Source organism: Streptomyces sp. SYP-A7185 (genome assembly GCF_046103685.1).
Taxonomy (GTDB): Bacteria; Actinomycetota; Actinomycetes; order Streptomycetales; family Streptomycetaceae; genus Streptomyces.
The window spans coordinates 5,084,653-5,111,154 of sequence record NZ_CP122310.1 but is presented as its reverse complement, the minus strand read 5'-3'; the positions used below and the strand labels follow the sequence as shown (position 1 = coordinate 5,111,154).

24 protein-coding genes and 1 pseudogene are annotated in these 26,502 nt (G+C 70.8%); 8 read left to right on the top strand and 17 right to left on the bottom strand.

Annotation, left to right across the window (positions count from 1 at the left end; translation table 11 throughout):
* Nucleotides 1-48: 48 nt before the first annotated feature.
* The 9 genes from kynU to QBL25_RS22385 form a co-directional block, all read right to left on the bottom strand.
* Nucleotides 49-1,260 (bottom strand): kynureninase, encoded by a 1,212-nt coding sequence (gene kynU / locus QBL25_RS22425; protein WP_409058805.1) that lies wholly within the window; start codon nt 1,258-1,260, stop codon nt 49-51.
* On the bottom strand, nt 1,253-2,074 hold the full coding sequence (locus QBL25_RS22420) for a tryptophan 2,3-dioxygenase family protein (protein ID WP_409058804.1): 822 nt from the start codon (nt 2,072-2,074) through the stop codon (nt 1,253-1,255). The genes kynU and QBL25_RS22420 overlap by 8 nt, the downstream gene beginning before the upstream one ends.
* A 160-nt stretch (nt 2,075-2,234) precedes the next feature.
* On the bottom strand, nt 2,235-2,648 hold the full coding sequence (locus QBL25_RS22415) for a DUF3151 domain-containing protein (RefSeq protein WP_190084104.1): 414 nt from the start codon (nt 2,646-2,648) through the stop codon (nt 2,235-2,237).
* Nucleotides 2,649-2,739: 91 nt separating this feature from the next.
* Nucleotides 2,740-3,771: a class II fructose-bisphosphate aldolase gene (fbaA, locus tag QBL25_RS22410; protein ID WP_409058803.1), complete on the bottom strand. Its 1,032-nt coding sequence runs from the start codon at nt 3,769-3,771 to the stop codon at nt 2,740-2,742.
* 131 nt (nt 3,772-3,902) lie between these two features.
* Nucleotides 3,903-4,454, bottom strand: a complete 552-nt coding sequence (gene pyrE / locus QBL25_RS22405; RefSeq protein ID WP_125514075.1) for an orotate phosphoribosyltransferase — start codon at nt 4,452-4,454, stop codon at nt 3,903-3,905.
* Between the two features lie 10 nt (nt 4,455-4,464).
* Entirely contained in the window at nt 4,465-5,253 is a 789-nt protein-coding gene (locus QBL25_RS22400; protein WP_409058802.1) for an aldose 1-epimerase, read from the bottom strand.
* A gap of 31 nt (nt 5,254-5,284) precedes the next feature.
* Nucleotides 5,285-6,169 (bottom strand): SRPBCC domain-containing protein, encoded by an 885-nt coding sequence (locus QBL25_RS22395; RefSeq protein WP_409058801.1) that lies wholly within the window; start codon nt 6,167-6,169, stop codon nt 5,285-5,287.
* 45 nt (nt 6,170-6,214) lie between these two features.
* The gene (locus tag QBL25_RS22390) at nt 6,215-7,783 is read right to left on the bottom strand and encodes a polyamine aminopropyltransferase (protein WP_409058800.1); all 1,569 of its coding nucleotides are present in this window, start codon (nt 7,781-7,783) and stop codon (nt 6,215-6,217) included.
* An 88-nt stretch (nt 7,784-7,871) separates the two neighbouring features.
* Nucleotides 7,872-8,390, bottom strand: coding sequence for a DUF2617 family protein (locus QBL25_RS22385; RefSeq protein WP_409058799.1), 519 nt, complete (start codon nt 8,388-8,390; stop codon nt 7,872-7,874).
* Between the two features lie 725 nt (nt 8,391-9,115).
* Here QBL25_RS22385 and QBL25_RS22380 point away from each other — a divergent pair.
* Nucleotides 9,116-10,324: a pyridoxal phosphate-dependent aminotransferase gene (locus QBL25_RS22380; RefSeq protein ID WP_409058798.1), complete on the top strand. Its 1,209-nt coding sequence runs from the start codon at nt 9,116-9,118 to the stop codon at nt 10,322-10,324.
* 125 nt (nt 10,325-10,449) lie between these two features.
* Here the strand turns inward: QBL25_RS22380 and QBL25_RS22375 are convergent, their stop codons facing one another.
* Together QBL25_RS22375 and clpB are read right to left on the bottom strand one after the other, a co-directional pair.
* Nucleotides 10,450-10,989, bottom strand: coding sequence for a YbjN domain-containing protein (locus tag QBL25_RS22375; protein ID WP_409058797.1), 540 nt, complete (start codon nt 10,987-10,989; stop codon nt 10,450-10,452).
* Nucleotides 10,990-11,209: 220 nt separating this feature from the next.
* Nucleotides 11,210-13,798 (bottom strand): annotated as a pseudogene (gene clpB / locus QBL25_RS22370) (ATP-dependent chaperone ClpB); the annotation flags it as partial.
* A 262-nt stretch (nt 13,799-14,060) separates the two neighbouring features.
* On the opposite strand from clpB, the gene QBL25_RS22365 reads away from it, so the two are divergent.
* Nucleotides 14,061-14,495: a pyridoxamine 5'-phosphate oxidase family protein gene (locus QBL25_RS22365; protein ID WP_409058796.1), complete on the top strand. Its 435-nt coding sequence runs from the start codon at nt 14,061-14,063 to the stop codon at nt 14,493-14,495.
* Between the two features lie 201 nt (nt 14,496-14,696).
* On the opposite strand, the gene QBL25_RS22360 is transcribed toward QBL25_RS22365, so the two are convergent.
* Nucleotides 14,697-15,080, bottom strand: a complete 384-nt coding sequence (locus QBL25_RS22360; protein WP_409058795.1) for a hypothetical protein — start codon at nt 15,078-15,080, stop codon at nt 14,697-14,699.
* Between the two features lie 304 nt (nt 15,081-15,384).
* Here QBL25_RS22360 and QBL25_RS22355 point away from each other — a divergent pair, with 304 nt between their 5' ends.
* From QBL25_RS22355 to QBL25_RS22330, 6 genes are all read left to right on the top strand, one after another.
* Entirely contained in the window at nt 15,385-16,374 is a 990-nt protein-coding gene (locus QBL25_RS22355) for a helix-turn-helix transcriptional regulator (protein WP_409058794.1), read from the top strand.
* On the top strand, nt 16,371-17,456 hold the full coding sequence (locus QBL25_RS22350) for a LuxR C-terminal-related transcriptional regulator (RefSeq protein WP_409058793.1): 1,086 nt from the start codon (nt 16,371-16,373) through the stop codon (nt 17,454-17,456). The genes QBL25_RS22355 and QBL25_RS22350 overlap by 4 nt, the downstream gene beginning before the upstream one ends.
* Nucleotides 17,457-17,561: 105 nt before the next feature.
* Complete coding sequence (locus tag QBL25_RS22345; protein ID WP_409058792.1) at nt 17,562-18,536, top strand: LuxR C-terminal-related transcriptional regulator; 975 nt, start codon at nt 17,562-17,564, stop codon at nt 18,534-18,536.
* 25 nt (nt 18,537-18,561) lie between these two features.
* Nucleotides 18,562-19,338, top strand: a complete 777-nt coding sequence (locus QBL25_RS22340) for an ATP-binding cassette domain-containing protein (RefSeq protein ID WP_409058791.1) — start codon at nt 18,562-18,564, stop codon at nt 19,336-19,338.
* A complete protein-coding gene (locus QBL25_RS22335; protein ID WP_409058790.1) occupies nt 19,332-20,633 on the top strand; it encodes an ABC transporter permease in 1,302 nt (433 codons plus the stop codon). Before QBL25_RS22340 ends, QBL25_RS22335 begins: the two co-directional genes overlap by 7 nt.
* Entirely contained in the window at nt 20,620-21,243 is a 624-nt protein-coding gene (locus QBL25_RS22330; protein ID WP_409058789.1) for a hypothetical protein, read from the top strand. The genes QBL25_RS22335 and QBL25_RS22330 overlap by 14 nt, the downstream gene beginning before the upstream one ends.
* 123 nt (nt 21,244-21,366) lie before the next feature.
* Here QBL25_RS22330 and QBL25_RS22325 read toward each other — a convergent pair whose 3' ends face one another.
* The 5 genes from QBL25_RS22325 to dnaK form a co-directional block, all read right to left on the bottom strand.
* Nucleotides 21,367-21,870, bottom strand: coding sequence for a hypothetical protein (locus QBL25_RS22325; protein WP_409058788.1), 504 nt, complete (start codon nt 21,868-21,870; stop codon nt 21,367-21,369).
* Between the two features lie 154 nt (nt 21,871-22,024).
* Nucleotides 22,025-22,489 (bottom strand): heat shock protein transcriptional repressor HspR, encoded by a 465-nt coding sequence (locus QBL25_RS22320; protein WP_361829121.1) that lies wholly within the window; start codon nt 22,487-22,489, stop codon nt 22,025-22,027.
* A 1-nt stretch (nt 22,490) separates the two neighbouring features.
* Nucleotides 22,491-23,699, bottom strand: coding sequence for a molecular chaperone DnaJ (gene dnaJ, locus QBL25_RS22315; protein ID WP_409058787.1), 1,209 nt, complete (start codon nt 23,697-23,699; stop codon nt 22,491-22,493).
* Nucleotides 23,700-23,741: 42 nt separating this feature from the next.
* A complete protein-coding gene (gene grpE, locus QBL25_RS22310) occupies nt 23,742-24,491 on the bottom strand; it encodes a nucleotide exchange factor GrpE (RefSeq protein ID WP_409058786.1) in 750 nt (249 codons plus the stop codon).
* Nucleotides 24,488-26,362, bottom strand: a complete 1,875-nt coding sequence (gene dnaK / locus QBL25_RS22305; RefSeq protein ID WP_409058785.1) for a molecular chaperone DnaK — start codon at nt 26,360-26,362, stop codon at nt 24,488-24,490. Before dnaK ends, grpE begins: the two co-directional genes overlap by 4 nt.
* Nucleotides 26,363-26,502 lie beyond the last annotated feature (140 nt).

Sequence of the window (26,502 nt, the reverse complement as noted above, 5' to 3'; positions counted from 1 at the left end):
GCTCCCGGGAAGGGCGGGAGCGGGCCGGGGCGTCATCCGGTGCCGACGTCAGACGGTGTCGCCGGCCAGCGTCCGCGCGAGCACCCGCGCCGCCCGCTCCACGTCGGCGAAGCCCACGTACAGAGGCGTGAACCCGAACCGCAGCACGTCCGGCGCCCGGAAGTCGCCGACCACGCCCCGCTCGGCGAGGCGGCGCATCACGTCACCCGCATCGTCGGACCGCAGGGCGACCTGGCTGCCGCGCTCCTCGTGGGCGGCCGGGGTGAGCACCTCGACCCGGCCCTCGGGGACGTAGGCCCGCACGCACTCGACGAAGAAGTCCGTCAGGGCGAGGGACTTGGCGCGCACGGCCTCGACGGACACGCCGTCCCAGACGTCCAGCGCCGCGTCGAGCGCGAGCATCGAGAGGATGTCGGGCGTACCGACCCGGCCGCGCACCGCGCCCTGCGCCGGCTCGAACTCCGGCCGCATCCCGAAGGGCTCGGCGTGCCCGTTCCACCCGGGCAGCGGGGAGTCGAAGCGGGGCTGAAGATCCGCCCGTACGTAGAGGTACGCGGGTGAGCCCGGACCCCCGTTCAGGTACTTGTAGGTGCAGCCGACCGCGAGGTCCACGCCGTGCGCGTCGAGCCCGACGGGCAGCGCTCCCGCGGTGTGGCACAGGTCCCAGACCACGAGCGCGCCCGCCTCGTGCACGGCCGCCGTCAGGCCGGGCAGGTCGTGCAGGCGTCCGGTGCGGTAGTCGGCGTGGTTGAGCAGCACGGCGGCCGTGCGCGGGCCGAGTACGCCGCGCACCCCGTCCGGGTCGACCGGCACCAGACGGCAGTCGGTCAGCCGGGCCGCGGACCGCGCGATGTACCCGTCCGTGGGGAACGTCGTCGCGTCAACGACGATCTCGTCCCGCCCCTCGCCCGAGTCACGGGCCATGCGTACGGCGGCCACCAGGGCCTTGAAGATGTTCACGCTCGTCGAGTCGCCGACCACGATCTGACCGGGGGCGGCGCCCACGAGGGGGGCTATGCGGTCACCGATGCGCTCGGGGGCGGTCCACCAGCCGCTCTCGTCCCAGGAGCGGATGCGGAGCTGCCCCCACTGGCGGGTGATGACGTCCGCGACCCGCTCCTGCACGACGGCGGGCAGGGCGCCCAGCGAGTTCCCGTCCAGATAGACGGCGTCGTCCAGGACGAACTCCGCGCGCTTCGCGGCGAGTTCGTCGTCCGCGTCCCGCTTTGCCGCCTGTGCCCGGAGATCCTGCTCAGACATGGCTCCTCGCAGTCCACAGCTCGGGGAACACGTTCTTCGTCGCGCGCTTCTCCAGCCAGGCCACGCCGGCCGAGCCGCCCGTACCCGTCTTGGAGCCCATCGCGCGCCGGGTCGCCACCAGGTGGTCGTTGCGCCAGCGCCACACCAGCTCGGCGACATCGGTCATCGTCTCGCCGAGGCGGGCGAGTTCGTCGCTCTCGTCACCGGCGTACAGATCGGTCCACACCTTCTCGACCTCGGGCGACGGCTCGTACCGCTGGGTCAGGTCGCGCCGGAGCACGGAGTCCGGGACGGCGTGGCCGCGGCGGGCGAGCAGAGCGAGCACCTCGTCGTACAGGCTCGGTTCCTGGAGGGCCTTCTCCAGCTCGGCGTGGACGCGGGGCGCGCCCCGGTGCGGCACCAGCATGGAAGCGGACTTGTCGCCGAGCAGGAACTCCATGCGGCGGTACATCGCGGACTGGAATCCGGATCCCTCGCCGAGCGCGGAACGGTAGGAGTTGAACTGCCCGGGGGTCAGCTGGGCGAGCGGGCGCCACGAGGCGTTCAGCGCCTCCAGCTCGCGCAGGCTCCGCTTGAGGGCGGCCACGGCGGTGGGGATGTCGTCGCGGCGCAGCGCGTGCGTCGCCGTCTCCCACTCGTGCACGATGACCGTGAACCACAGCTCCATCACCTGGGTGGTGACCAGGAAGACCATCTCTCCGGGGTCGTCGGAGCGCAGGTGCTGGAGGTGCGTGAGGACGTCCGCCTGGACGTAGTCCTCGTACGGGGTGGTTCCTGCGAAGTCGAGGTTCGGGGTGTCCACGTCTTGGGACATCGCGATCTCCTTGATGCGTACTCCGGGTAGCGGTCCGCCCCTGCCGTTACCGACACGGGGGCCCCGGTCCCCACCGGCATCCTCCGCAACATCCCACAAAACGGCAAGACCTGCCTGGTCACAGCGGCGTCCAGGCAGGTCGGGCACGTGCGGGGAGGGCTCAGCCGAGGGTGTCGGCGGCCGTCTCGGAGGAGTCCCGCAGGAAGGACGAGCAGCGCTCGTACTCCTCCTGCTCGCCGATCGACTGGGCGGCGCGGGCCAGGCCGTGCAGGGCACGCAGGAAGCCGCGGTTCGGCTCGTGCTCCCACGGCACCGGGCCGTGGCCCTTCCAGCCGCTGCGGCGCAGCGAGTCGAGGCCGCGGTGGTAGCCGGTGCGGGCGTACGCGTACGACTCGACGACGCTGCCCCGCTCGAACGCCTCGTCGGCGAGCTGCGCCCAGGCGAGCGAGGAGGTGGGGTACTTCGCGGCGACGTCCGCGGGCGCCGCGCCGTTCGCGAGGAGCTCGCGCGGCTCCGGGTCGTCGGGCAGGTGGGTCGGGGGCGGTCCCCCGAGCAGATCCTTGTGAATGGCCATGGGTTCCAGTCTGCGGCATGGCGGGACGCGAAGGGCCCGGTACCCCCTCCTGGGAGGGGGTACCGGGCCCTTCGGTGGTCTACGGCGGTGCCTACTTCAGCTTCGTGCCCGTGGAGCGCAGGTTCGCGCACGCCTCGGTGACGCGCTTGGCCATGCCCGCCTCGGCGGACTTGCCCCAGGTGCGGGGGTCGTACGTCTTCTTCGAGCCGACCTCGCCGTCGACCTTCAGGACGCCGTCGTAGTTCTTGAACATGTGGTCGGCGACGGGACGCGTGAAGGCGTACTGCGTGTCCGTGTCGAGGTTCATCTTCACGACGCCGTTCTCCAGGGCGGTCGCGATCTCCTCGGGGGTGGAGCCGGAGCCGCCGTGGAAGACGAAGTCGAACGGCTGCGAGCCCGCGGGCTTGCCGTACTTGGCGGCGACGCCTTCCTGGAGGTCCTTGAGGAGCTCCGGGCGCAGGACGACGTTGCCCGGCTTGTAGACGCCGTGGACGTTGCCGAAGGACGCGGCCAGGAGGTAGCGGCCCTTCTCGCCCAGGCCCAGGGCCTCGGCGGTGCGCAGCGCGTCGTCGACGGTGGTGTACAGCTCGTCGTTGATCTCGTGCGTGACGCCGTCCTCCTCACCGCCGGTCGGGGTGATCTCGACCTCAAGGATGATCTTCGCGGCGGCGGCCTTCGCGAGCAGCTCCTGGCCGATGGCCAGGTTGTCGGCGAGGGTCTCGGCGGAGCCGTCCCACATGTGGGACTGGAAGAGCGGGTCGCGGCCGGCCTTGACGCGCTCGGCGGAGATGTCGAGCAGCGGACGGACGTACGTGTCCAGCTTGTCCTTGGGGCAGTGGTCGGTGTGCAGCGCGACGGTGATGTCGTACTTCGCGGCGACGATGTGCGCGAACTCGGCGAGGGCCACGGCGCCCGTCACCATGTCCTTGTTGTACTGGCCGCCCAGGAACTCCGCACCACCGGTGGAGATCTGGATGATGCCGTCGCTCTCGGCCTCCGCGAAGCCGCGCAGGGCGGCGTGCAGCGTCTGCGAGGAGGTCACGTTGATGGCCGGGTAGGCGAACTTGCCTGCCTTCGCCCGGTCCAGCATCTCGGCGTAGACCTCGGGGGTTGCGATGGGCATGTGTCCGCTCCTTGTGATGTGCGGGTGTGTGCTTGGCCCTGACCTAAGGGGGCGACGTCATCGTCGCCCCCATCTTTCCAGATCCACCGGGCGGCTCCGGCCGCCCGCCACATACTGGATCCGGTCCGGATCTAGTCCAGGCCGAGGTCGTCCTTGGAGTACGCGAAGAGGTACGGCACCCCGGCGCCCTCGGTGATCTTCTCGCCGGCGCCGGTGGCGCGGTCCACGATGGTCGCGACGCCGACCACCTCGGCGCCGGCCTCGCGCACGGCCTCGACGGCCGTGAGCGGGGAGCCGCCGGTGGTGGAGGTGTCCTCGACGACGAGCACGCGGCGGCCCTTGATGTCCGGGCCCTCGACGCGGCGCTGCATGCCGTGCGCCTTGGCGGCCTTGCGCACGACGAAGGCGTCCAGGCGCTTGCCGCGCGCGGCGGAGGCGTGCAGCATCGCGCCGGCGACGGGGTCGGCGCCCATGGTGAGGCCGCCCACGGCGTCGAAGTCGAGGTCGGCGGTGAGGTCGAGGAGGACCTGGCCGACCAGGGGGGCGGCCTCGCCGTCGAGGGTGATGCGGCGCAGGTCGATGTAGTAATCGGCTTCGAGACCCGAGGAGAGGGTCACCTTGCCGTGCACCACGGCCTTGTCCTTGATCTGCTGAAGCAGGGCGCCACGTACGTCGTCAGTCATGCCTGTCAGCTTAAAGCCGCGTCCAGGTCCAGGTCGTCGACGCCTCCAGGGGGTCGATGGGGGTGACCAGGCGCGGCAGGGTGTTGAGGCCGTCCGGCGGGCCGGTCTGCGGCTCGACGCACACGGCGGCTTCCTGCTCGTCGTAGACGACGACCCAGGGCTCGCGGCTCTTGACGGCGAGCTCCAGCTGCCCGGGCCAGGTGAGGGTGACGTCGACGCCGTCGGGCATGCCGAAGCAGTCGTCCCAGGGGCCGGGGGCGGGCGCGACGCGCTTGCCGGTGGGCAGGTGGTCCTCGCCGCGCTCCTCCTGCCAGGCGGGGCTGAAGTCGATGCGGACGTCCTCGCCCCCGATCTCGCGCCGGAACCAGGGGTGCCAGCCCGCCTGGGCCGGGAAGGAGTCGCCGTACGTCTCGATGCCGAGCGTGAGGGTGAGGGAGTCCTCGGTGAGGGCGACGATCTGCGTGACGCGGCCTTCGTAGGGCCAGGGGTCGGTCAGGTCGTACGTGAACGCGGCCTCGCTCTCCGTGGCGCGGGCCGTGCGCCATGCCGCGTCCCTGGCGAAGCCGTGGATGGCGTGGGGCGGGGAGTTGAGGGGCATCTGGTGGGTCGTGCCGCCGTTGCGGAACCTGCCCTCGCGGATGCGGCCGGCCCAGGGGGCCATGGGGAAGCAGCCGTAGCGCTCGCCCTGCCTCAGTAGTTCCGTCCCGCCGATCCGCAGGCTCCCCACCCGGCAGCCGTTCCCCGCCTGCACGGTAACTTCCGCGTCGCCCGCGGTCAGTGTCACGTCATCGCTACTCACGGGGACGAGCCTACGGCTTCGGCCGCGGCGGTCAGCGCCTGCGGCGAAGCACCCGGCCCGCGACGATCGCCGAGGCCACGACCACCGCGGCGGCGGGTGCGGCCCAGCGCAGGGTGTCCCGGGTGGAGGCCGACTCCGCGGCGGGCGCGGGGGCGTACCTGCCGCGGGGCGGTGCGTGGTCGACCTCTTCGGCGCTGCGGCCGATCATCGTCCGGCGGGCGTGCGCGGCTTCCGCGGGCGGCACGAGGACGTCCTCGGCGTTCTGGATCTCGTCGATCTCGTCGATCTCGTCGAGCTCATCGATCTCGTCGAGCTCGTCGAACGACGACGGCGGCACCTCCGTCTCGAAGACGGAGACGCCTTCGGCGGACTGGTCCTGCTGGTCCGGCTGGACCGGCTCGGCGGGCTCGATCGGCTCGACCACGACGGCCTCGGGCCCGGGTCCGGCCCCGGGTTCGGGAGCAGCGGGCGCCGCGGGTCGCGCCGCCCGTCCGAGGCCTTCCCCGAACCGCTCCAGAAGCCGGTGCACGGCGTTCTCCACGGCCTGTGCGGACGCCTCGGTGATCCGGCCGTCGCCCGCGCCCGTCCCGGTGAAGACCAGCCGCGTACCGGCCGCGCCCTCCTCGGCGGATTCCAGCCGCACCGTCAGCGAGAGCTTCACGGAGCCGCCGCCCCGCACCTCGACGCCCTCGCCCTCGACCGCGAAGGAGGAGTCGCCGCGCGCGGCGACCCGCGCCGCGCCGCGGTACGTGATCGTGTGCCCGCCGATCCGCACCTTGAGGCGGCCGGAGAGCGGCGACGCGGACTCGTCGGCGTCGCGCGTCAGCCCGGGCACCGCCCCGGCGACCTGCTCGGGGTCACCCAGCACCTGCTGAAGACGGTCGGCGGGAACCGGAACGAACACCTCATGCTCCATGGCTTGGAGCCTACCCACGTGGCCGAGAGCATGTACGTCAGTTCGTCAGTTCGCGTAGCGCGGGTGGACCAGGGTGGAGGGGGACAGCCCGCGCATCCGCGTCCGTTCGGCGGACGCGACGCCGACCCGGAGCAGCGCCGCCGTCCCGGGCGGTTCGAGGACCGGCCGCGATCCGGCCGCGAGGACGAAGCCCCAGTCGCGGGACGCGGACGCGCCTTCCGTCGTCCGGTCGGGCCCCGCCGCGAACCCGGAGACCCGGCCGCCCACGCGGTACGGCTCGGTCAGCAGGCCCGCCGCCCGCAGTGTCGCCTCCACCGTCCAGAAGACGCGGGGCCGGTCGGCCATCGGCCCGGCGTGCACGGCCAGGCGCCCGTCCGCGGTGAGGGCCCGGCGCACGAGGCCGTAGAACTCCTGGGAGTACAGCTTGGTGCTTGCGGTGATGCCGGGGTCGGGCAGATCGGAGATCACCACGTCGTACGTACGGGGAGGTGAGCGCAGCCAGCGGAAGGCGTCCGCGTGCACCACCCGCACCCGGGGGTCGCTGAACACGTGTTCGTTCAGTTCGCTCAGGGCCGGGTCGTGGCGTGCCAGCCGTACGACCCCCGGATCCAGTTCGACGACGTCCACCCGCCGCACCCGCGGGTGCCGCAGCACCTCGCGCGCCGCGAGGCCGTCGCCGCCGCCGAGGATCAGCACGCGCGCGTGCCGTCCGTTCATCGCGGGGCCGACGAGCGCCCGGTGGTAGCGGTGCTCGTCGCGGCCGCTCACCCGCAGCCGCCCGTCGAGGTAGAGGTCGAGCGAATCGTGCCTGCCGCCGGTGAGGACCACTTCCTGGACGTCGGTCTGCACGGCGACCCGGACGTCCTTGCCGTAGACGGCCCGGCGCGCCGCCGCCTCGAAGTCGCCGACCAGGACGGCCGCCGACGCGAGCAGGCCGAGGACCGTGGCGTTCGTGACGAGCAGCACCCATCTGCCCCGCACGCTCAGGTCCTTGTGGAAGAGGCCGAACACGAGCGCGCCGCCCGCGAGCGCGTTGACCGCGCCGGTGATCAGGGCCCCGGTGAGCTGCCCGAGCAGCGGCAGCAGCAGGAAGGGGAAGGCGAGACCGCCCACCAGCGCGCCCACGTAGTCGGCGGCGAACAGGTCGGAGACGGCACCGCTGGGGTCCTGCCGTCTGATCCGCTGGATCAGGACCATGAGCAGCGGTACCTCGGCGCCGATGAGCAGGCCGATGGCGAGCGAGAACGCGACGAGGAGGTACCGGGAGCCGCTCGCCCAGACCTCGCCGCGGTCGCCGGTCCAGGCGAACGCGGCGTACAACGCCATCGCGCTCAGGCCGCCGACCAGGGCGAGTGCCGCCTCGACGAGGCCGAACCCGACGGCGGCCCGGCACCGCAGGTGCTTGGCGAGCAGGGAGCCGATGCCCATGGCGAAGACCATCACCGAGAGCACCACCGACGCCTGCGTGACCGAGTCCCCGATCAAGTACGAGGCGAGGGCGACGAGTTCCAGTTCGTACACCAGACCGCAGGCCGCGCAGATGAAAACGCCCACCAAGACGAGGAACCGTCCCGTCCGCGGCGTCACCGGTAAATGCGTTGACGGCTCGATCACCTGGGGAACGCTACGTCACCGAACTCGCACATCCAGTCACCCACAAGGGTGCAACTCGCCGCCAGAGGTGTATATGGGGCGCGGGCCGTCAGAGCACCGCCGGCATCCGCACACCCACGCGGGTGCGGGTCGCCACGAGTTGGCCGTCCTGTGGATAGGCGTGCCAGGTGCGCCATTGCACCGCGCCTTCGTGCCGCTGGGCCAGCATGGCCGTGAACGCGTGCGGACTGCCGGGAAAGACCCCGGCGAGCCCATGGGGATGTTCGGACACCAGGGCGAGTAATTCCTGGGCGCGGCCCGCGAACTGGCCGCGCGAGAGGGTTTCGACGCGTGCCGCGAATTCGTACTCCCATTCGCCCAGGCGCTTGGAGACGCCGAGCGGGAGAGGCGTGCTGCTGCCCGGAATGCAGGCGACGGTCTCGGAGCAGGTGCCTCGCTCCTCTTCGAGGATCACCTGGTGCGACGCGCCGAGGAGCCTGAGCTCCATCCTCGCGTCGGCAAGCTCCAGTTCGAGTGTGGCGAGCGCGGGCAACGGCTCGCGCCCAAGGGTCCAGGCAAGGTCCGCGGCGCACGTGTCGGTATAGACAGTTTTCAGGGTCGTGAGCATGGGTCGGCTCCGCTAACACGCAATGGAGGTGGTGCCGGCGCACCCGGTCGGAGACCGGGCGGTCGGAATGCCGGCTCGTGCCCACGTGGTCGGACGGCCTGTTTGCCCAAGTCGTCCCTACGGGGGCGGTGCTGACGATTAAGAGGGAATCATGGACTGATGCACTGCCACTGCGCTTTTACCCAACTTCGGAGGGTTTCCACCCACGCGGGGGCTGCACAGTTCAACTGTTCAATGGGTCAACGACAGAGTGCCCGACAGGAGTTGCCTCCTGCCGGGCACTTCAACGGATCGACGGACCAGCTGCCCCGTGTCAGCTGCCTCCGCCACCGCCACAACCGCCCCCGCCACCGCCGCCGCACGAAGAGCTGCCGCCGCACGAGGAGCCACCGCCACACGAAGAGCCGCCGCCGCACGACGAGCCACCGCCGTGGTGACCGCCACCACTGCCGGCCCACCAGCTGCCGCCCGAAGCGGTCACGCCCGACGCGCCGGAGCGCGCGCTGCCGCCGTTCCGCCTGCCCGCGTACGTGGCGAGTGCGACGATCAGAACCACCGCGATCAACACGAAGACCAAGATCATGACCTTCACGCCCCTTTCCGTTCCCCCGAAGCAGGCCCCCCGTGGGTCCGCGTTCTGTCCGGTTGTTCTCGTGTGAAAGGGCAATGCCCTCGCGCACACCGGCCCAAAGCAGAGTTGAGGAACTCCAGAGGTTCGGCGCAGGATGGCGGCCATGACCTCCACTTCCGGGAGCGGGCGCCCGTTGCTCAATCGCCGCCTCGCCGAGTTCGGTACGACGATTTTCGCCGAGATGTCCGCCCTCGCGGTGAAAACGGGTGCCATCAACCTCGGGCAGGGCTTTCCCGACACGGACGGCCCCGAGGAGATCCGCGAGGCCGCGGTGCGCGCCCTGCGGGACGGCCGCGGCAACCAGTACCCGCCGGGCCCCGGCGTCCCCGAGCTCCGCACGGCGATCGCCGCGCACCAGCGGCGCCGGTACGGCCTCGCGTACGACCCCGACCGCGAGGTCCTGGTCACGGCGGGTGCCACCGAGGCCATCGCCGCCTCCCTGCTCGCTCTGGTCGAACCCGGCGACGAGGTCATCGCCCTGGAGCCGTACTACGACTCGTACGCCGCCTCGATCGCGCTCGCGGGCGGCAAGCGGGTGCCCGTGACGCTGCGCCCGGACGCCGCCGAGGGGCGCTTTCGCCTCGACCTCGACGAGCTGCGCGACGCGATCACGCCCCACACCCGGCTGCTGCTCCTGAACACCCCGCACAACCCGACCGGCACGGTCCTGACCCGCGCCGAGCTGGCCGAGATCGCGCGGCTCGCGGTCGAGCGTGACCTCCTGGTCGTCACCGACGAGGTGTACGAGCACCTGGTCTTCGACGACGGCGAGGGCACGGCGCACATCCCCCTCGCCTCGTTCCCCGGCATGCGCGAGCGCACGGTGTCGATCGGCTCGGCGGGCAAGACGTTCTCCTTCACCGGCTGGAAGGTCGGCTGGATCACGTCGTCGCCGGAGCTCGTGACGGCGGTCCGCTCGGCGAAGCAGTTCCTCACCTATGTGTCGTCGGGCCCGTTCCAGTACGCGGTCGCGGAGGCCCTGGCCCTGCCCGACACGTATTTCACGTCCTTCGCCGAGGGCATGCGCGCCAAGCGGGACCTCCTGAGCGAGGGCCTGACCGCCGCGGGCTTCGACGTCTACCGCCCGGCCGGCACGTACTTCGTCACGACCGACGTCCGGCCGCTCGGCGAACCGGACGGCTTCGCCTTCTGCCGGGCCCTGCCCGAGCGCGTCGGCGTGGTCGCCATCCCGAACGCGGTCTTCTACGACCACCGGGACGCCGGGGCGCCCTTCGTGCGCTTCGCCTTCTGCAAGAAGGACGAGGTCCTGGCCGAGGCCGTCTCCCGGCTGAAGTCCCTCTGAGGCCCGGGCGCTGCTGACGCGGGGCCTGACGGGGGCCGTAGCGGGGGGCCTGACGCGAAAAGCCCGGCCGGGGCGCGTCCACCTGCTGGTGGGGCGTCCCGGCCGGGCTCTCGGTCCGGCGTGGCCTAGGCCTCGTCGTCGGGCTTCTGCTCACCCTCGGTGGCGTCGACCTCGGCTTCGAGGCCGAGCTGCTCGACGAGCCAGCGGTCGAACTCGATCGCGGCCCGCACCCAGCTCACCGTCGACGAAACGAAGTGCTCGAGCGCGACGCCCGTGCCGATCAGCATCTGCGCCTCGCCGATGAGGCGGACGGTGCCGTCGTCGTGCGTGTGCGTGTAGACCTTCGGCCACAGGGTGCGGCGGTTCCAGTCGTCGATCGCCTCGAGGATCTGGGCCTTCTCCTCGATGCCGTGCGCACGGTCGTAGAACGTCCGCACCGAGAAGACCTGCTGGTCGTCCTCGCCACGGAACATGAAGTACGTGCGGAACTCCTCCCACGGCGCCGCGAGGTCTCCCTCTTCGTCGACGACGTGCTTGAGCTCCATCTGGTCCAGGAGCTGCTTGACCAGGTCCTGGTCGGGGACAACGGGGCCCGCCGGTCCATCGCCCTGCTGCGGTTCGGGCTGTCCCCCGAAATTCGGAATCGAGGACGGGTCGATGCTCACGTGCTTAGTCCCTTCGTACGGATTCCGCCATCCTGCCCCATGTCGGGCGGGGGCCCGCAACCCCCGCCCCCGATGTGACCGGGTTATGCCGTCGGGAAGGCCCTCACAGGCTCTTTCCGGCGGTGTTTCCCGTGCTGTCGGCCGTGCCTCCGGCCGCGGTTCCGTCCGTGTTTTCGGCCGTGGTTCCGGCCGTGCCTCCGGCCGCCGTGCTTCCCGCGGGCCTCCCGGTCGCCGGTCCGACGATCAGACCGTCGCCGAAGGTGTCCACGCGGACCGTGTCCCCGTCCTTCACCTCGCCCGACAGGATCTCCTTGGCCAGCCGGTCGCCGATCGACGTCTGGATGAGACGCCGCAGGGGCCGCGCGCCGTACGCCGGGTCGTTGCCCTCGTCCGCCAGCCAGGCCAGCGCGTCCGGGGAGACCTCCAGCGTGAGCCGCCGCTCGGCCAGCCGGGCGGCGAGCCGGTCGATCTGGAGCCGGGCGATGTGCGCCAGCTCGTCCTTGCCGAGCGCCGAGAAGACCACGAGGTCGTCGAGGCGGTTCAGGAATTCCGGCTTGAAAGAGGCCCTGACCACTTCGAGCACCTGCTGCTTCTTCTCCTCCTCGGAGGTCAGCGGCTCGACGAGGTACTGGCTGCCGAGGTTCGAGGTCAGGACGAGGATGGTGTTGCGGAAGTCCACCGTCCGCCCTTGCCCGTCGGTCAGCCGCCCGTCGTCCAGGACCTGGAGCAGCACGTCGAAGACCTCGGGGTGCGCCTTCTCGACCTCGTCGAGCAGCACCACGCTGTACGGGCGCCGCCGTACGGCCTCGGTGAGCTGGCCGCCCTCCTCGTAGCCGACGTATCCGGGCGGGGCGCCGACCAGCCGGGCCACGCTGTGCTTCTCGCCGTACTCGCTCATGTCGATGCGGACCATGGCGCGCTCGTCGTCGAAGAGGAAGTCCGCGAGGGCCTTCGCCAGCTCGGTCTTGCCGACACCCGTCGGCCCCAGGAAGAGGAAGGACCCGGTGGGGCGGTCGGGGTCGGCGATCCCGGCCCGCGTGCGGCGCACGGCGTCGGACACCGCCCGTACGGCCTCGGTCTGGCCGATCAGCCGCTTGCCGAGCTCGTCCTCCATGCGCAGGAGCTTCTGCGTCTCGCCCTCCATGAGGCGTCCGGCGGGGATGCCCGTCCACGCGCCGACCACGTCGGCGATGTCGTCGGGACCCACCTCCTCCTTGACCATGGTGTCCTTGGAGACCTCCTCCTCGGCTTGGGAGGCGACCTCCAGGTCGTGTTCGAGGGTGGGGATCTCGCCGTAGAGCAGCTTGCTCGCGGTGTCGAAGTCGCCGTCTCGCTGGGCGCGCTCGGCCTGGCCGCGCAGCTCGTCGAGCTTCTCCTTCAGCTCACCGACGCGGTTGAGGGACTGCTTCTCCTTCTCCCAGCGCGCGTTGAGCCCGCGCAGCTCCTCCTCCTTGTCGGCGAGGTCGCGGCGCAGCCTCTCCAGGCGCTCCTTGCTCGCGGCGTCGGTCTCCTTGCTGAGCGCGAGCTCCTCCATCTTCAGCCGGTCGACGGAGCGCTGGAGCTCGTCGATCTCCAGCGGGGACGAGTCGATCTCCATGCGCAGCCGGGACGCGGCCTCGTCGACCAGGTCGATGGCCTTGTCGGGCAGGAAGCGCGAGGTGATGTACCGGTCGGAGAGCGCGGCGGCGGCGACGAGCGCGCTGTCGGCGATCTGGACCTTGTGGTGGGCCTCGTACCGCCCCTTGAGCCCGCGGAGGATCGCGATGGAGTCCTCGACGGTGGGCTCGTCCACGAGCACCTGCTGGAAGCGGCGCTCCAGGGCGGGGTCCTTCTCGATCCGCTCGCGGTACTCGTCGAGGGTGGTGGCGCCGACCATGCGCAGCTCGCCGCGGGCGAGCATGGGCTTGAGCATGTTGCCCGCGTCCATGGCGGAGTCGCCCCCGGCCCCTGCTCCGACGACGGTGTGCAACTCATCAATGAAGGTGATGATCTGCCCGTCGCTCTCCTTGATCTCGGAGAGGACGGTCTTGAGGCGCTCCTCGAACTCACCGCGGTACTTGGCGCCCGCGACCATGGCCCCCAGGTCGAGGGAGACGAGCCGCTTGTTCTTCAGCGACTCGGGGACGTCGCCCTTCACGATGCGCTGCGCGAGCCCCTCGACGACGGCGGTCTTGCCCACGCCGGGTTCGCCGATGAGGACGGGGTTGTTCTTGGTGCGCCGGGACAGGACCTGCACCACGCGCCGGATCTCCTGGTCGCGCCCGATGACGGGGTCCAGCTTGCCTTCCCTGGCGGCGGCGGTGAAGTCGGTGCCGAACTTCTCCAGGGCCTTGTACTGACCCTCCGGGTCCGGTGTGGTCACCCGACGTCCTCCCCTTGCCGTCTCGAACGCGTCGAGCAGTTTCTTGGCGGTGGCCCCGTGCTTGCCCAGGACCTCTCCGGCGGAGCCGCCCTTGGCGGCCACACCGATCAGCAGATGTTCGGTGGAGAGGTAATCATCACCCAGCTCCTTGGCCCGCTGCGAGGCGTCGGCGATGACCGCGAGCAGGTCGCGGTTGGGCTGCGGCGGTGCGACGGTCGACCCGGTGACGCTGGGCAGCGCGGCGAGCGTGCGCTCGGCGTCGGCGCGGACGGCGGCCTGGTCGGCGTCGACCGCGGCGAGCAGGTCGGTGATGTTCTCGTTGTCCTGCCCCTCCAGCAGTGCGAGCAGCAGATGCGCGGGGGTCAGGTCGGGGTGTCCGTCCTTCACGGCCAGGCTGCTGGCTGCGTTGATCGCGTCCCGGCTCCTGTTGGTCAGCTCTGCGTCCACGTGGTCGTCTCCTCCTTGCGAGTCCCTGCGAGTCCCGGCGGTACGGGCGAGTCCTGCGAGTTCCTGCGAGTTCCTGCGAGTCCTTGCGAGTCCCCGCGGTACGGGTGGCCTGGCCCACCTGACTTAAACAGCGTACATAAAGTTGAGTCTATTCCGCTCAAGGGTCGGGGGGGAGGTGGATGGGGGGATGGGGGCCGGAGCGGGGGCGGGGCGGGGCGGGGCGGGCGGATGAATGGGCGGGGCAGCGGTTAAGTTCCCTCCCATGTCCATGGATCCGCGCAACCCGACCTCCGCCTATCTCAGCTTCTGGCGAGAACGGCACCTGTGCACGCTGACGACCACACGCCCCGACGGCTCCCCGCACGTGGTGCCGGTCTGCGTGACGTACGACCCCGAGGCGGGAGTGGCCCGCGTACTGGCGAACAAGGCGAGTGCGAAGGTGGCCCACGTCCTCGCGGGGGCGGGGGCGGGCTCCGAGGGACCCGGGGCGCGGGTGGCGGTCTGCCAGGTCGACGGGCGGCGCTGGGCGACGCTGGAGGGGCGCGCGCGGGTGCGCACGGAGCCGGCGGAGATCGCGGAGGGCGAGCGGCGCTACGAGGAGCGGTACGGGAAGCCGCCGAGGGTGAACCCGAACCGGGCGCTGATCGAGATCACGCTGACACGGGCGATGGGGACGCGGTCACTGACGGAGGCGTGAGCGGGTCGGAGAGGGCCGGGAGCTGGCCGGAGGGGCCCGGCATCCGGTGCGGGGCTCTGCACGCGGCCGCCCCGGCGCACAACCGTCCCCGGCGCACAGCCGCCCCCGGCACACACCACAGCGGCGCCACCGTGTTCAGGTCCACGGTGGCGCCGCTGCTGGGGGAAGCACCTGCGCGATGTACAACGACGGGGGATCGCGTCAGGCGCTGCGGGGGGTGGCTGTGATGGCTCTTGTAGTGCTGGAACTGGTGGAACTCTGCTGGTCCTGCTGCTGCCGGCCGCCGGGCTGCCCGGGCTCGCCGACCAGCTGGTGGTCACGCCGGTCGAGATTGACGAAGACCATCCCGTACCGGATGGCGCACCGCACGGGCTGTGGGGCGCCCCGCGGCTTGCGGAGGCACCGGTAGGCCCGGATCTCCTCCTCGTCGTCACGGGTGACGACCACCGGCTCACCGAGGAGCGTGACCATCAACGAGTCGCCTGCGTGGGGTATCGCGGTGGCAAGATCGATGAAGTGCCAACCGGAGCGGTAGGCGGTGGCCATTTCTCGGCGGAAGGTGCGGTCGTCGGGAGGGGTGCTCATGCGTCGCCCCCTGCCGGAGCGACGCCCCAGACGAGATCCCCAGGCAAGGCCGAAACGGAAGACGCCTTCGCGGGCTTGGCCCCCCAGACGAGATCACATGTACTCACCGTGCCCAGGGCCAGCCCTGCGGAGAAGGTGGTGACAAGCACCGAGCGAAGCATGCGCTTAAACATGGTCGGCTTCGTCCTCACTTGGTAGGTTCCTCTCCCCCGGCTCAACAAGACGATGTCTCAATTCAGCACGTCAAAGCCACAGGGTGGATGCATCATGTTCCTGCACGTTCAGGACCCTGGGGGGTGGAGATTTGCTTACAACAGGCGCAATACCGACACATCCTCACCCCTCAACCCCACTTTGTGTCGAGGGATCCGAGCTGTACGCCACTGCTCTGCGTACGGGACGCTTGACGCGGGCCGAGGCCGAGAAAGTTCCCTGTCTAGTGGAATCCGGGCTCATGCACCCGGACCCCGACGACGCCGACTGGCTGCGGCCCGTTCCGCCGTCCGCCGCGCTCGCTCAGCGGCTGCACCCCATCGAGCGCGAAATACAGGAACGCAGAAGGATCGCCGTTGAACTAACCGATGTCTTCGAGCCATTCATGGCGATCACCTCGCAGATGGAACCCTCCACCCAGGGATTCACCGTGCTGGAGGGAGACATCCGTATCGGCGCCGTCATCGAGCGGGCCACGGCGGAGTGCCGTTCCGAGATCCTCACGATCCAGCCGGGCGGCGGACGCAGTGAGAACGTGCTCAACCTGGCGATGAAACGCGGACAGACCGTCATCGACCGGGGCATCACCATGCGCACCCTCTACCAGCACACGGTCAGGCACAGCCAGGGAACGTTGGCCTACGCGGCGCGGATGGCCCAGGGGAACGTCGAGGTACGGACCCTGGAGGAGCTGGTCGACCGCCTGATGATCTTCGACCGCACGGTCGCCCTGATACCCGCGCACACCCGTCAGGACGCGGCTCTGGAGCTTCGCCACCCCGGCCTGATCGAGTACCTGGCCAAGGTCTTCGAGCAACTGTGGAGCCGGGCGACCCCCCTGGTCGACGACGTGCCCTACGCGCCGCCCACGAACGGCATCACCGGCGTCCAGCGCACGATCGCCAGAATGCTCATCGAGGGCCACGTCGACGAGGCGATCGCTCGTCGGCTCGGGATGAACGTCCGGACCTGCCGGGCCCACATCGCGAAGATCGCCGCTGCCCTGGGCAGCGGCAGCCGCGCTCAGCTCGGCTATCTGATCGCCCAGTCCAACATCCTCGACCAAGACCGCCCCGGATGACGTCGGAGGCACACGGCGGAGCCCAGGTCGGAGCCCAGGTCGGGGCCCACTTCCACGGCCCCGACGAGCTGTGCGACGCCGGGAAAGAGCTGTACGCGCGCGCTCTGCGCGAGCGCCGGCTCCCGCGCCAGGACGCGCGGCCGGCGCCCTGCCTCACCGACTTCGGCCTGCTCCGCCCGGACGAGACGGATGACGGATGGCTGAAACCGAGCCCCCCTGCCGTCGCCCTGCCCCGGCTCCTCGCAGCCGTCTCCGCACGCGTCGCGGAGCAGCGGCACCGCGAGGCCCGGCTGGCCGCCGCGTTCGAGCCGCTGATGGCGCTCGTGGCGAGCGATGCCTCTGCCGGTAGCGATACCGGTGCCGATACCGATACGGACGCCGGTACCGGTACCGATGCCGGTACCGCCCAAGCCTTCGCCTCGCCCACCTCCGCCGTCACCGTGCTGCGGGGATTTCCGCGGATCACCGAGGCTGTCGACCGGGCCGCGAAAGCGAGCTCGGAAGAAGTCCTCACGATTCAGCCCGGCGGCGCCCGGCCGCCCGACGTATTGGCGGCGGCCGTCTCGCTCGAACAGTCCCTGCTCTCCCGCGGGGCTCGGATGCGCACCCTTTACCAGCACACGACCCGCCATTCCCTGGCGACCCTCGCGCATTTCGAGCAGCTCGACGGAGACGTGGAAGTACGCACTCTGGACGAGGTGACGGACCGGCTGTTCCTCTTCGACCGCACGGTCGCGTTCATCCCCGCCAGCGCGGACCGCTCCGTGGCCCTGGAACTGCGTCATCCCGCCGTCATCGAATTCCTCGTCACGGCTTTCCACCGCCAGTGGCGCCTTGCCACGCCCATGTTCCCGTACGCCGCTCCCCAGCCCGCGAAAGACGGCGTCACCACCCGTCAGCGCGCCATCGCCGCCCTTCTCGTCGAGGGCCTGACGGACACCGAGATCGCCGCCCGTCTCGGCATGAACGTTCGTACGGCCCGCGTCCACATCGCCAAACTCGCGGCCACGCTCGGCAGCGAAAGCCGTACGCAACTCGGTTATCTCATAGGGCAGTCCGGCATTCTGGAGCCCGCGAAATGAAAGCGGAGACGCAGGGACGCGGAAAGGCGGGAACCGGACACCGCGATCGAACCGCCGAGCCGTACGGAATGCGGATCGGACAGGGCGGAGGGGAGAGCACCGCACATGGCCGGGAAACACGTGCCGCACGCCGTTGAGCAGCTCTGCGAACCGGGCTTGACCGTCTACGCGCAGGCCCTGCGGGAGGGCCGCGTCAGCGGCCTGGACGCCGAGCGGGTCCCCTGCCTCGTCGACTTCGGCCTGCTGCATCCCGACGTGGACGACATGCGGTGGCTGCGGCCCACCGCCCCCGCCGTCGCCCTGCCCCGCCTGCTCCAGGCCTTCGAGGACCGCGTGGAGGAGCAGCAGCACCTCGAGACGCGCCTCACCTCGGCGTTCGAGCCTTTCATCGCCCTGGACGCGGGACGCGACTCCGGCACCGAGACTCCCGGCATCGTCGTGCTGGACGGTCTTGAACGCATCAACGCGGCCATCGACCGGGCCATGCGCGAGGTCACGGAGGAATTCCTCGCCATCCAGCCGGGCGGCACCCGCCCTCCGGAGACCTTGGCGGAGGCGTTTCCCCGGGACCAGGCGATCCTCAGCCGCGGCTGCCGCATGCGCACGCTCTACCAGCACACGACACGCCATGCCCTGCCCGTGCTCGGCTACTTCGAACAGCTCGACGGCGACGCCGAGGCCCGCACCCTCGACGAAGTCACCGAGCGCCTCTTCGTCTTCGACCGGACCGTGGCCTTCATCCCGGCCAACAAGGACCGCAGCGTGGCCCTCGAACTGCGCCACCCCGCGCTCGTCGAGTACTTCGCGACCACGTTCTGGCGCCTGTGGCGGCTGGCCACCCCCATGTGGCCCCAGGCCGCCCTCCAGCCCTCCGAGAACGGCATCACCCCTCGCCAGCGCGCCATAGCCACCCTCCTGGTGGAGGGCCTGACCGACTCCGAGATCGCCACCCGCCTCGGCATGAACGTCCGCACGGTCCGCGTCCACATCGCCAAACTGGCCACCACCCTGGGCAGCCAAAGCCGAGCCCAACTCGGCTACTACATAAGCCAGTCAGAAATCCTGCTCCAAGAGGCCTGACTCTCGCAGCTTGGGAAAACCATCTATGACGACTCACCCCATAGCCCGGCTGGCGGACCTCTCTCAGGGGTACGGTCGTCGGTGCGTCATTGAGGGGCTTGACCTGGTCATTTCGCCGGGGGTCACCGGATTGCTGGGGCCCAACGGGGCGGGGAAGACCACTCTGTTCCGTACGCTTTCCACCGTCGCGCCGCCGCGTGGCGGAGAGTTGGAGCTCTTCGGGGAAGCCGTCGTCACCGAGCGGGACGTCCGGCGCGTCCGGCCTCGTATCGGATATCTGCCGCAGGACTTCGGCTATTACCCGGCCTTCTCCCTCACCGATTTCGTGCGCTATTGCGCCTGGTTGCGCGAGGTGCCGTCCAAAGAGGCCGGGGCAGCGACCCAGGAGGCGCTGGCCGCCGTCGGGCTGACCGACCGGGCCCGCGACCGCATGAAGTCCCTGTCCGGCGGCATGCTCCGGCGGGCCGGGATCGCCGCCGCCATCGTCGGCTCTCCCTCCCTGCTCCTCCTCGACGAGCCCACCGTCGGCCTCGACCCCGCGCAGCGCCTCGACTTCCGCGCCCTCATCCGCTCGCTCGCCCGCGCCGGAGCCGCCGTCGTGCTCAGCACGCACCTGGTGGAGGACGTGGGCGCCGCCTGCGACACCGTCCTCGTGCTCAGCGACGGCCGGGTCGTCCACAGCGGTACGCCCCAGGAACTGGCGGGCCGGTCCACGCCGACGGCCCCGGGAGACAGCCCGCTGGAGCGCGGCTACATGTCGGTCCTGGGCAGCCACGGGACGACCGAGGGAGCGGCATGCTGAACGCGTACCGCGTCGAGCTGCGCCGCTCGCCCCTCCTCACCGCCTTCCCCGTGCTGATCGCCGTGGACCTGCTGGTGCTCTTCGGGCGGTCCCGGTACTGGATCGGCGTGTGGCCCGAGGCGAGCGTGGCGGCGCAGGTCGTGACGCTCTTCCTGGGGCCCGTGCTGGCCGGTGTCTCCGCCTGGCAGGCCGGACGTGCGTCCCGGGCGGGGATGCCCGAGTTCCTCCTCGCGGCCGCCCGGCCGGCCTGGCGGATCGAGGCCGTACGGCTGGCCGCCACCCTCACGCTCGGATTCCTCGCGTACGGGGCCGGCTGCCTCACCGCCGCCGCCGTCTCGCTCGGCGAAGCGGGACCGGGCTTCCTGTGGCCGTCCTACCTGCTCCTCGGCGCCTCGACCCTGATCATCTTCGCGTCCGCGGGACACCTGGCCGGCCGCTGGTGGCCCTCTGCGGCCTTCACGCCCGTCGTGTGCGCGCTGTGCTGCTTCATCGGCATGCTGGCCCTGCCGTTCAAGTTCACCGTCCTCGCGGGGCCTCCGGACACCCACATGAGCCCTCTGCCGGTCGCCCTTCGCCTGCTGTGCGCGCTCGCTCTCGCCGTACTGGCCGTGACGGCGCCGCCGCTGCGGAGGCGGGCCGAGCGCCCGGCGCCCCACCGGAAGTCGCCGCGGCACGTCCGTGGTGTGGCCGTCGGGTCGGTGGCCGTCTCGCTCGCCGCGCTGGCCGCGGCCCCGGCCGCCGGTGAACTGCGCGTGGACCGTCCGGCGTCGGCGGTCACGCCGCTGTGCGACCGGGCCGCCGCGAGCGCCCCGAGGGTGTGCGTCTGGCCCGAGCACCGCAAGTACCTGCCGGAGCTGACCGCGATGGCCCGGCGCCTCGACCGGGTCACGATGCCCTGGATCAAGGTGCCCGCCGAGTTCCGCGAGTTCGGACTCCGGCGAACCGGCCTGGGCGACGCGGGCTTCGACATCGCCGAAGGGCACGTGCGCACCGCGGCGATCGCCATGGCCGACCAGGTGTTCACCGAGTCGTTCGGCCTGTGCGGGCCACCCCAGGAGGAGCGCCGCGCGTGGCGGTCCATGGACAACATCCACCTGTGGCTCGAATACGAGGCCATGGGGCAGGACCCGGCCGTCGCGGACGCGGGCCTCCACGTCGAAGGAGTCTCGGCCGCCCGGCGCGACGCGGCCAGGGCGGTGCGGATGCCGTCGGCCGAACAGCGGGACTGGGTCGAGCGGGAACGCGGCCACGTCCTTCGCGAGAGTTCGTGGTGCGAGCCCGATGAACGCCACTGACCTGCTCCGTTACGCGAGGGTCCACCGGGGTGCGGCGGTCCTGGCCGGGACCGCGGTGGTCGCCCTGCTGTCCGCGCTCTTCGGCGGCACCCACATCGCGCTGCCCTCACTAGGCAGCGGAGGCGTCACCACCGGCGTGCCCTACCGGCAGGAACTCCCGCTTCTGTCCGCGGTGTTCCTCTGCGCCGCCCTCGACGGAGCCATGTCCGCCCACGACGCGATGGGAGCGTCCGCGCTGCGTCGGCTGCGGGCCGTGTACTGCACGGCGCTGACCCTGACGGTGTGCGCCTTCTCGTTCGGAGCGGAGGCCCTCGCCAACGGTCCGGACTCCGGGGTCGTCTTCGTCCGGTCCGTCGTGATCTGGCTGGGGCTCGCCCTGGTCTCCGCCGAGCTGCTGGGGCCGCAGCTCGGCTGGGCCGTCCCGCTGGCCTCGGTCCTCCCGCTGGTCTGGTACCCCTCCACCTGGTGGGACTGGACGGCCCGGCCGGGCGCCGACCTCTTCAGCTGGACGGTCGCCGCGGTCGCCCTGGGCCTCGGCGTCACGGCGACGGCGGCGACTCCCTGGCGCCGGAAGGTCTTCCTCCGCCGGCTCCGTGGGCGGCCCTCGTGAGGTGCCCAGGCGTACGCGGCTCTGGTGGCGGCAGGAATCCGCCGGCATCAGGATCCGTCGGGATTGCGTTCGCGTCGGGATCGTTCGCGTCGGGATTGCGTTGGCGGAGGGATTAGGACGCCGTCAGGAGTTCGTCCATGTGCGGAGCAGTGTTTCGCGGGTTGAGGGGTTTGGGGTGGTGCCCTCGTGGTGGCGGCCCCAGTCCGCCATCGCCGACAGGGTCGTCAGGAGGGTCGCCGCGCCCTGCGTGAGGTGGGTGAGGAGGGCGAGGGAGAGGTCGTGCTCCGTGCGGGAGTAGCCCGTCGCCGCTGCCGTGTACACCGTCAGGTCCGTGTCGCCCTCGGCGCCCGAGACCCGCAGCGTCATCGTCGGGGCCTCGTCGCCGCCGCCCAGGCCCACCGTCAGCGCGAGGTCCACCAGGACGCCCACGTTGCGTTTCAGGGACTTCACGGGGGCGTCCTCGACGGTCAGGGCCCGGACGTCCTCCCAGGGCCACAGGCCCGCCTGCTTGTCCCCCAGGGCCAGCACGCCCTCCGGCGTCAGCCGCACCCCCGCGGCAAGACCCGAGGGCTTCGCGCCCACGTACACATCGCCCTCGGCGATCCAGAACAGTCCCACCATGGCCATGGCGAGTCCCCCGCTTTCCCGGCACCAGCATGCAGGGCAGCGCACGCCACGCACCGCACGTCACGCACTGCCAAAAAATCTTCGGTCGTCTCCGCAAACGCACGCCGGGGCCGGGAGGTTCCCCTCCCGGCCCCGGTCCGTACGGCACGGGAAACTACTGCTCGGACGTCCTCTTCGGACGCCACACCACCAGCGCGCTCGCCTGCTGCACGTCCTGGTACGGAACCAGGTCGCGGCGGTAGGACGCGTGGACCGCCGCCTCGCGCTGCTGCATCGCGGCGGCCGCGCCCTCCACGGCGCTGGAGAGCTCCACCACCCTCGCCTGGAGCGCGGCGACCTGGTTCTCCAGCTCGATGATGCGCTTGATGCCGGCGAGGTTGATGCCCTCTTCCTGCGACAACTGCTGCACCGTGCGGAGCAGTTCGATGTCGCGGGCGGAGTACCGCCGGCCGCGGCCCGCCGTGCGGTCCGGGGAGACCAGGCCGAGGCGGTCGTACTGGCGCAGGGTCTGCGGGTGGAGGCCGCTCAGCTGGGCGGCCACGGAGATGACGTAGACCGGCGTCTCGTCGGTCAGTTGGTACGCCCGCCCGAAATTGGACTGTCGACGACGGCCGTCCATCTCATGCTCCCTTCGCGGCCTGGAACAGTTCTGCCCGCGGATCGTCGTCCGCAGTCGCCTTGCGGTACGCCTCCAGGGCTTCCTTCGCCGCGTCGGAGAGTTCGGTCGGAACCGAGACCTCCACCGTCACGAGCAAGTCGCCCCGTGAACCGTCCTTGCGGACCGCGCCCTTGCCCCGCGCCCGCATCGTACGACCGTTCGGGGTGCCCGGGGGCAGCTTCAGGGTGACCGGCGGGCCGCCCAGAGTGGGGACCTTCACCTCGCCGCCCAGGGCCGCCTCGGTGAACGTCACCGGCACCGTCACGGTCAGGTTGTCGCCCTTGCGGCCGAAGACCGGGTGGGTGTCGACGTGCACCACCACGTACAGATCGCCGGCCGGGCCGCCCCGCTCTCCGGGGCCGCCCTTGCCGCGCAGGCGGATGCGCTGGCCGTCCGACACTCCCGCGGGAATGCGGACCTGCATCGTGCGCGAGGACTTCGCGCGGCCCGAGCCCTTGCAGACGTCGCACGGGTCCTGGGCGATGAGCCCACGGCCCTTGCAGTCCACGCAGGGGTCGGTCAGCGAGAACCCGCCGCCGCCTCCCCGCGTGACCTGGCCGGTGCCGACGCAGGTCGGGCACACACGCGGTGAGCCGTTCTTGTCGCCGGTGCCCGAACAGGCCTTGCAGGGAGCCTGGGAGGACATCCGGAGCGGGACCGTGGCCCCGTCCACCGCCTCCGTGAAGCTCAGCGTGACCTCGGACTCGATGTCCTGGCCGCGCCGGGGCTGCGTACGCGTGCCCGCGCCGCCCGCGCCCGTGCCGCCGCGGTTGAACAGCCCCCCGAAGACGTCGCCCAGACCGCCCCCGAAGCCGCCGCCCGCGCCGCCCGCTCCACCGCCGCCCGGGGCGCCGCCTCCGAAGAGGTCGCCCAGGTCGAAGTTGAACGAGCCGCCGCTGCCCGCGCCTCCGGGGCCTGCCCTGAAGCCGCCGTTGCCGAAGAGAGCACGCGCTTCGTCGTACTCCTTGCGCTTCTTGGGGTCTCCGAGGACGTCGTTCGCCTCGGAGATCTCCTTGAAGCGCTCTTCCGCCTTCGCGTTGCCCTTGTTGGCGTCCGGGTGGTTCTCGCGGGCGAGTTTCCGGTACGCCTTCTTGATCTCGGCCTCGGTGGCGTCCTTGGGGACGCCGAGGACCTTGTAGTAGTCCTTCTCGATGAAGTCCTTGGTGCTCATCCTCGACGCCCCTCCTCTCGCTTCACCAACAAAACGGTCCCATCAGCCCTCGTCGGGGCCACCGGTCTCCTTGTCCTCCGCCGTGTCGGCGGAGTCCGTGGAAGCAGCGGCCGCAGCCTCGTCCGTGGCGCCCTTGACCGTCTGCGCGCCCGGCTGCGGCTCGGCGACGGCCACCCGCGCGGGGCGGATGGTGCGCTCACCGATGCGGTAGCCCGGCTGCAGGATCGCGACGCACGTCGTCTCGGTGACGTCCGGTGCGTACGAGTGCATGAGTGCCTCGTGGATCGTCGGGTCGAAGGGCTCGCCCTCCTTGCCGAACTGCTGAAGGCCCATCTTGGCGACGACCGTCTCCAGCGCCTCCGCGACCGACTTGAAGCCGCCGACCAGCTCGCCGTGTTCACGGGCGCGGCCGACGTCGTCGAGGGTCGGGAGGAGCTCGGACAGGAGGTTCGCCGCGGCGATCTCCTTGACCGTGACCTTGTCCCGCTCCACCCGGCGGCGGTAGTTCTGGTACTCCGCCTGGAGCCGCTGGAGGTCCGCCGTGCGCTCGCCGAGCGCCGTGCGCACCTGGTCCAGCTGGGCGATCAGACCGACGTCCTGGGCGGACGGGCCGGACTGAGCCGACTGCTGGCCCGACTGGGCCGATGCCTTGTTTGCGTCCCCGGCCGGGGCCGCCGGGCCCTCCTCGTGGGAGGGCTCGGCGGCCTGCGGCGCCGCGTCATCAGGGGTGGCGCCGGAGGGGACGTCAGGCTTCTCGGCGTTCTCGCCGAAGCCCGGAGTCTCCTCGGTCATGCGGCGCCGCCCTTCGTGTCACCGGGCTTCTCGTCGTCGACGATCTCGGCGTCGACGACGTCGTCGTCCTTGTCCTTGGACATGTTCGGGGCCTCAGCGCCCTCTGCGCCCGGGGCCGCGCCCTCGGCACCGGCGGCCTGCGCGTCCGCGTACATGGCCTGGCCGAGCTTCTGCGAGACGGCCGCGACCTTCTCGGTGGCCGTGCGGATCTCCGCCGTGTCCTCGCCCTTGAGCTTCTCCTTCAGCTCTTCGACGGCGGACTCGACCTCGGTCTTCACGTCACCGGGGACCTTCTCCGCGTTGTCCGCGAGGAACTTCTCGGTCTGGTAGACGAGCTGCTCGCCCTGGTTGCGGGACTCGGCGGCCTCGCGGCGCTTGTGGTCCTCGTCCGCGTACTGCTCGGCCTCCTGGCGCATGCGGTCGACCTCGTCCTTCGGCAGCGAGGAGCCGCCGGTGACGGTCATCTTCTGCTCCTTGCCGGTGCCGAGGTCCTTGGCCGTCACGTGCATGATGCCGTTGGCGTCGATGTCGAAGGCGACCTCGATCTGCGGGACGCCGCGCGGGGCCGGCGGCAGGCCCGTGAGCTCGAACATCCCGAGCTTCTTGTTGTACGCCGCGATCTCGCGCTCGCCCTGGTAGACCTGGATCTGGACGGACGGCTGGTTGTCCTCGGCCGTCGTGAAGATCTCGGAGCGCTTGGTCGGGATCGTGGTGTTGCGCTCGATGAGCTTGGTCATGATCCCTCCCTTGGTCTCGATGCCGAGGGACAGCGGGGTGACGTCGAGGAGCAGGACGTCCTTGACCTCGCCCTTGAGGACACCGGCCTGGAGCGCGGCGCCGATGGCGACGACCTCGTCCGGGTTCACGCCCTTGTTGGCGTCCTGGCCGCCGGTCAGCTCCTTGACGAGCTCCGCGACGGCGGGCATACGGGTGGAGCCACCGACGAGAACGACGTGGTCGATCTCGGAGAGCTGGATGCCCGCGTCCTTGATGACGTTGTGGAACGGCGTCTTGCAGCGCTCCAGGAGGTCGGACGTGAGCTGCTGGAACTGGGCGCGCGTGAGCTTCTCGTCCAGGTGCAGCGGGCCCTCGGCGGACGCCGTGATGTACGGCAGGTTGATCGTGGTCTCCGTGGAGGAGGACAGCTCGATCTTGGCCTTCTCGGCCGCCTCGCGCAGGCGCTGGAGCGCCATCTTGTCCTTGGAGAGGTCCACGCCGTGGCCGTTGTTGAACTGCTTGACCAGGTAGTCGACGACGCGCTGGTCCCAGTCGTCACCACCGAGGTGGTTGTCGCCGTTCGTGGCCTTCACCTCGACGACGCCGTCGCCGATCTCCAGGAGGGACACGTCGAAGGTGCCGCCACCGAGGTCGAAGACGAGGATCGTCTGGTCGTCCTTGTCGAGGCCGTACGCGAGGGCGGCGGCCGTCGGCTCGTTCACGATGCGCAGGACGTTCAGGCCCGCGATCTCGCCGGCCTCCTTGGTGGCCTGGCGCTCCGAGTCGTTGAAGTACGCCGGGACGGTGATGACCGCGTCGGCCACCTTCTCGCCCAGGTACGACTCCGCGTCGCGCTTCAGCTTCTGCAGGATGAACGCCGAGATCTGCTGGGGGTTGAACCCCTTGTCGTCGATGTCCACCTTCCAGTCGGTGCCCATGTGGCGCTTGACCGACCGGATGGTCCTGTCGACGTTGGTGACCGCCTGGCGCTTGGCCACCTCGCCGACCAGCACCTCGCCGTTCTTCGCGAAGGCGACGACGGACGGCGTGGTCCTGGCGCCCTCGGCGTTGGTGATGACGGTGGGCTCGCCGCCTTCAAGAACGCTGACGACAGAGTTAGTCGTGCCCAGGTCGATGCCGACCGCACGTGCCATTTCGATTCCTCCAGATGTACTTCTTGAGTGGATCTGACTCAAGGATGCATGGTCGCTGCGCTGGCGTCAACAGAACTGAGTCGAGGAGGCTCAAGTCTTATCTCGCGCTTACGCGCAAGTCGGGGCTTCACCTGCGGTAC

Excerpts from the sequence above, each read along its gene's own strand:
- kynU (WP_409058805.1), bottom strand. The coding sequence starts at position 1,260 with ATGTCTGAGCAGGATCTCCGGGCACAGGCGGCAAAGCGGGACGCGGAC.
- QBL25_RS22420 (WP_409058804.1), bottom strand. The coding sequence starts at position 2,074 with ATGTCCCAAGACGTGGACACCCCGAACCTCGACTTCGCAGGAACCACC.
- QBL25_RS22415 (WP_190084104.1), bottom strand. The coding sequence starts at position 2,648 with ATGGCCATTCACAAGGATCTGCTCGGGGGACCGCCCCCGACCCACCTG.
- fbaA (WP_409058803.1), bottom strand. The coding sequence starts at position 3,771 with ATGCCCATCGCAACCCCCGAGGTCTACGCCGAGATGCTGGACCGGGCG.
- pyrE (WP_125514075.1), bottom strand. The coding sequence starts at position 4,454 with ATGACTGACGACGTACGTGGCGCCCTGCTTCAGCAGATCAAGGACAAG.
- QBL25_RS22395 (WP_409058801.1), bottom strand. The coding sequence starts at position 6,169 with ATGGAGCATGAGGTGTTCGTTCCGGTTCCCGCCGACCGTCTTCAGCAG.
- QBL25_RS22385 (WP_409058799.1), bottom strand. The coding sequence starts at position 8,390 with ATGCTCACGACCCTGAAAACTGTCTATACCGACACGTGCGCCGCGGAC.
- QBL25_RS22380 (WP_409058798.1), top strand. The coding sequence starts at position 9,116 with ATGGCGGCCATGACCTCCACTTCCGGGAGCGGGCGCCCGTTGCTCAAT.
- QBL25_RS22365 (WP_409058796.1), top strand. The coding sequence starts at position 14,061 with ATGTCCATGGATCCGCGCAACCCGACCTCCGCCTATCTCAGCTTCTGG.
- QBL25_RS22360 (WP_409058795.1), bottom strand. The coding sequence starts at position 15,080 with ATGAGCACCCCTCCCGACGACCGCACCTTCCGCCGAGAAATGGCCACC.
- QBL25_RS22350 (WP_409058793.1), top strand. The coding sequence starts at position 16,371 with ATGACGTCGGAGGCACACGGCGGAGCCCAGGTCGGAGCCCAGGTCGGG.
- QBL25_RS22345 (WP_409058792.1), top strand. The coding sequence starts at position 17,562 with ATGGCCGGGAAACACGTGCCGCACGCCGTTGAGCAGCTCTGCGAACCG.
- QBL25_RS22340 (WP_409058791.1), top strand. The coding sequence starts at position 18,562 with ATGACGACTCACCCCATAGCCCGGCTGGCGGACCTCTCTCAGGGGTAC.
- QBL25_RS22335 (WP_409058790.1), top strand. The coding sequence starts at position 19,332 with ATGCTGAACGCGTACCGCGTCGAGCTGCGCCGCTCGCCCCTCCTCACC.
- QBL25_RS22330 (WP_409058789.1), top strand. The coding sequence starts at position 20,620 with ATGAACGCCACTGACCTGCTCCGTTACGCGAGGGTCCACCGGGGTGCG.
- QBL25_RS22325 (WP_409058788.1), bottom strand. The coding sequence starts at position 21,870 with ATGGCCATGGTGGGACTGTTCTGGATCGCCGAGGGCGATGTGTACGTG.
- QBL25_RS22320 (WP_361829121.1), bottom strand. The coding sequence starts at position 22,489 with ATGGACGGCCGTCGTCGACAGTCCAATTTCGGGCGGGCGTACCAACTG.
- dnaJ (WP_409058787.1), bottom strand. The coding sequence starts at position 23,699 with ATGAGCACCAAGGACTTCATCGAGAAGGACTACTACAAGGTCCTCGGC.
- grpE (WP_409058786.1), bottom strand. The coding sequence starts at position 24,491 with ATGACCGAGGAGACTCCGGGCTTCGGCGAGAACGCCGAGAAGCCTGAC.
- dnaK (WP_409058785.1), bottom strand. The coding sequence starts at position 26,362 with ATGGCACGTGCGGTCGGCATCGACCTGGGCACGACTAACTCTGTCGTC.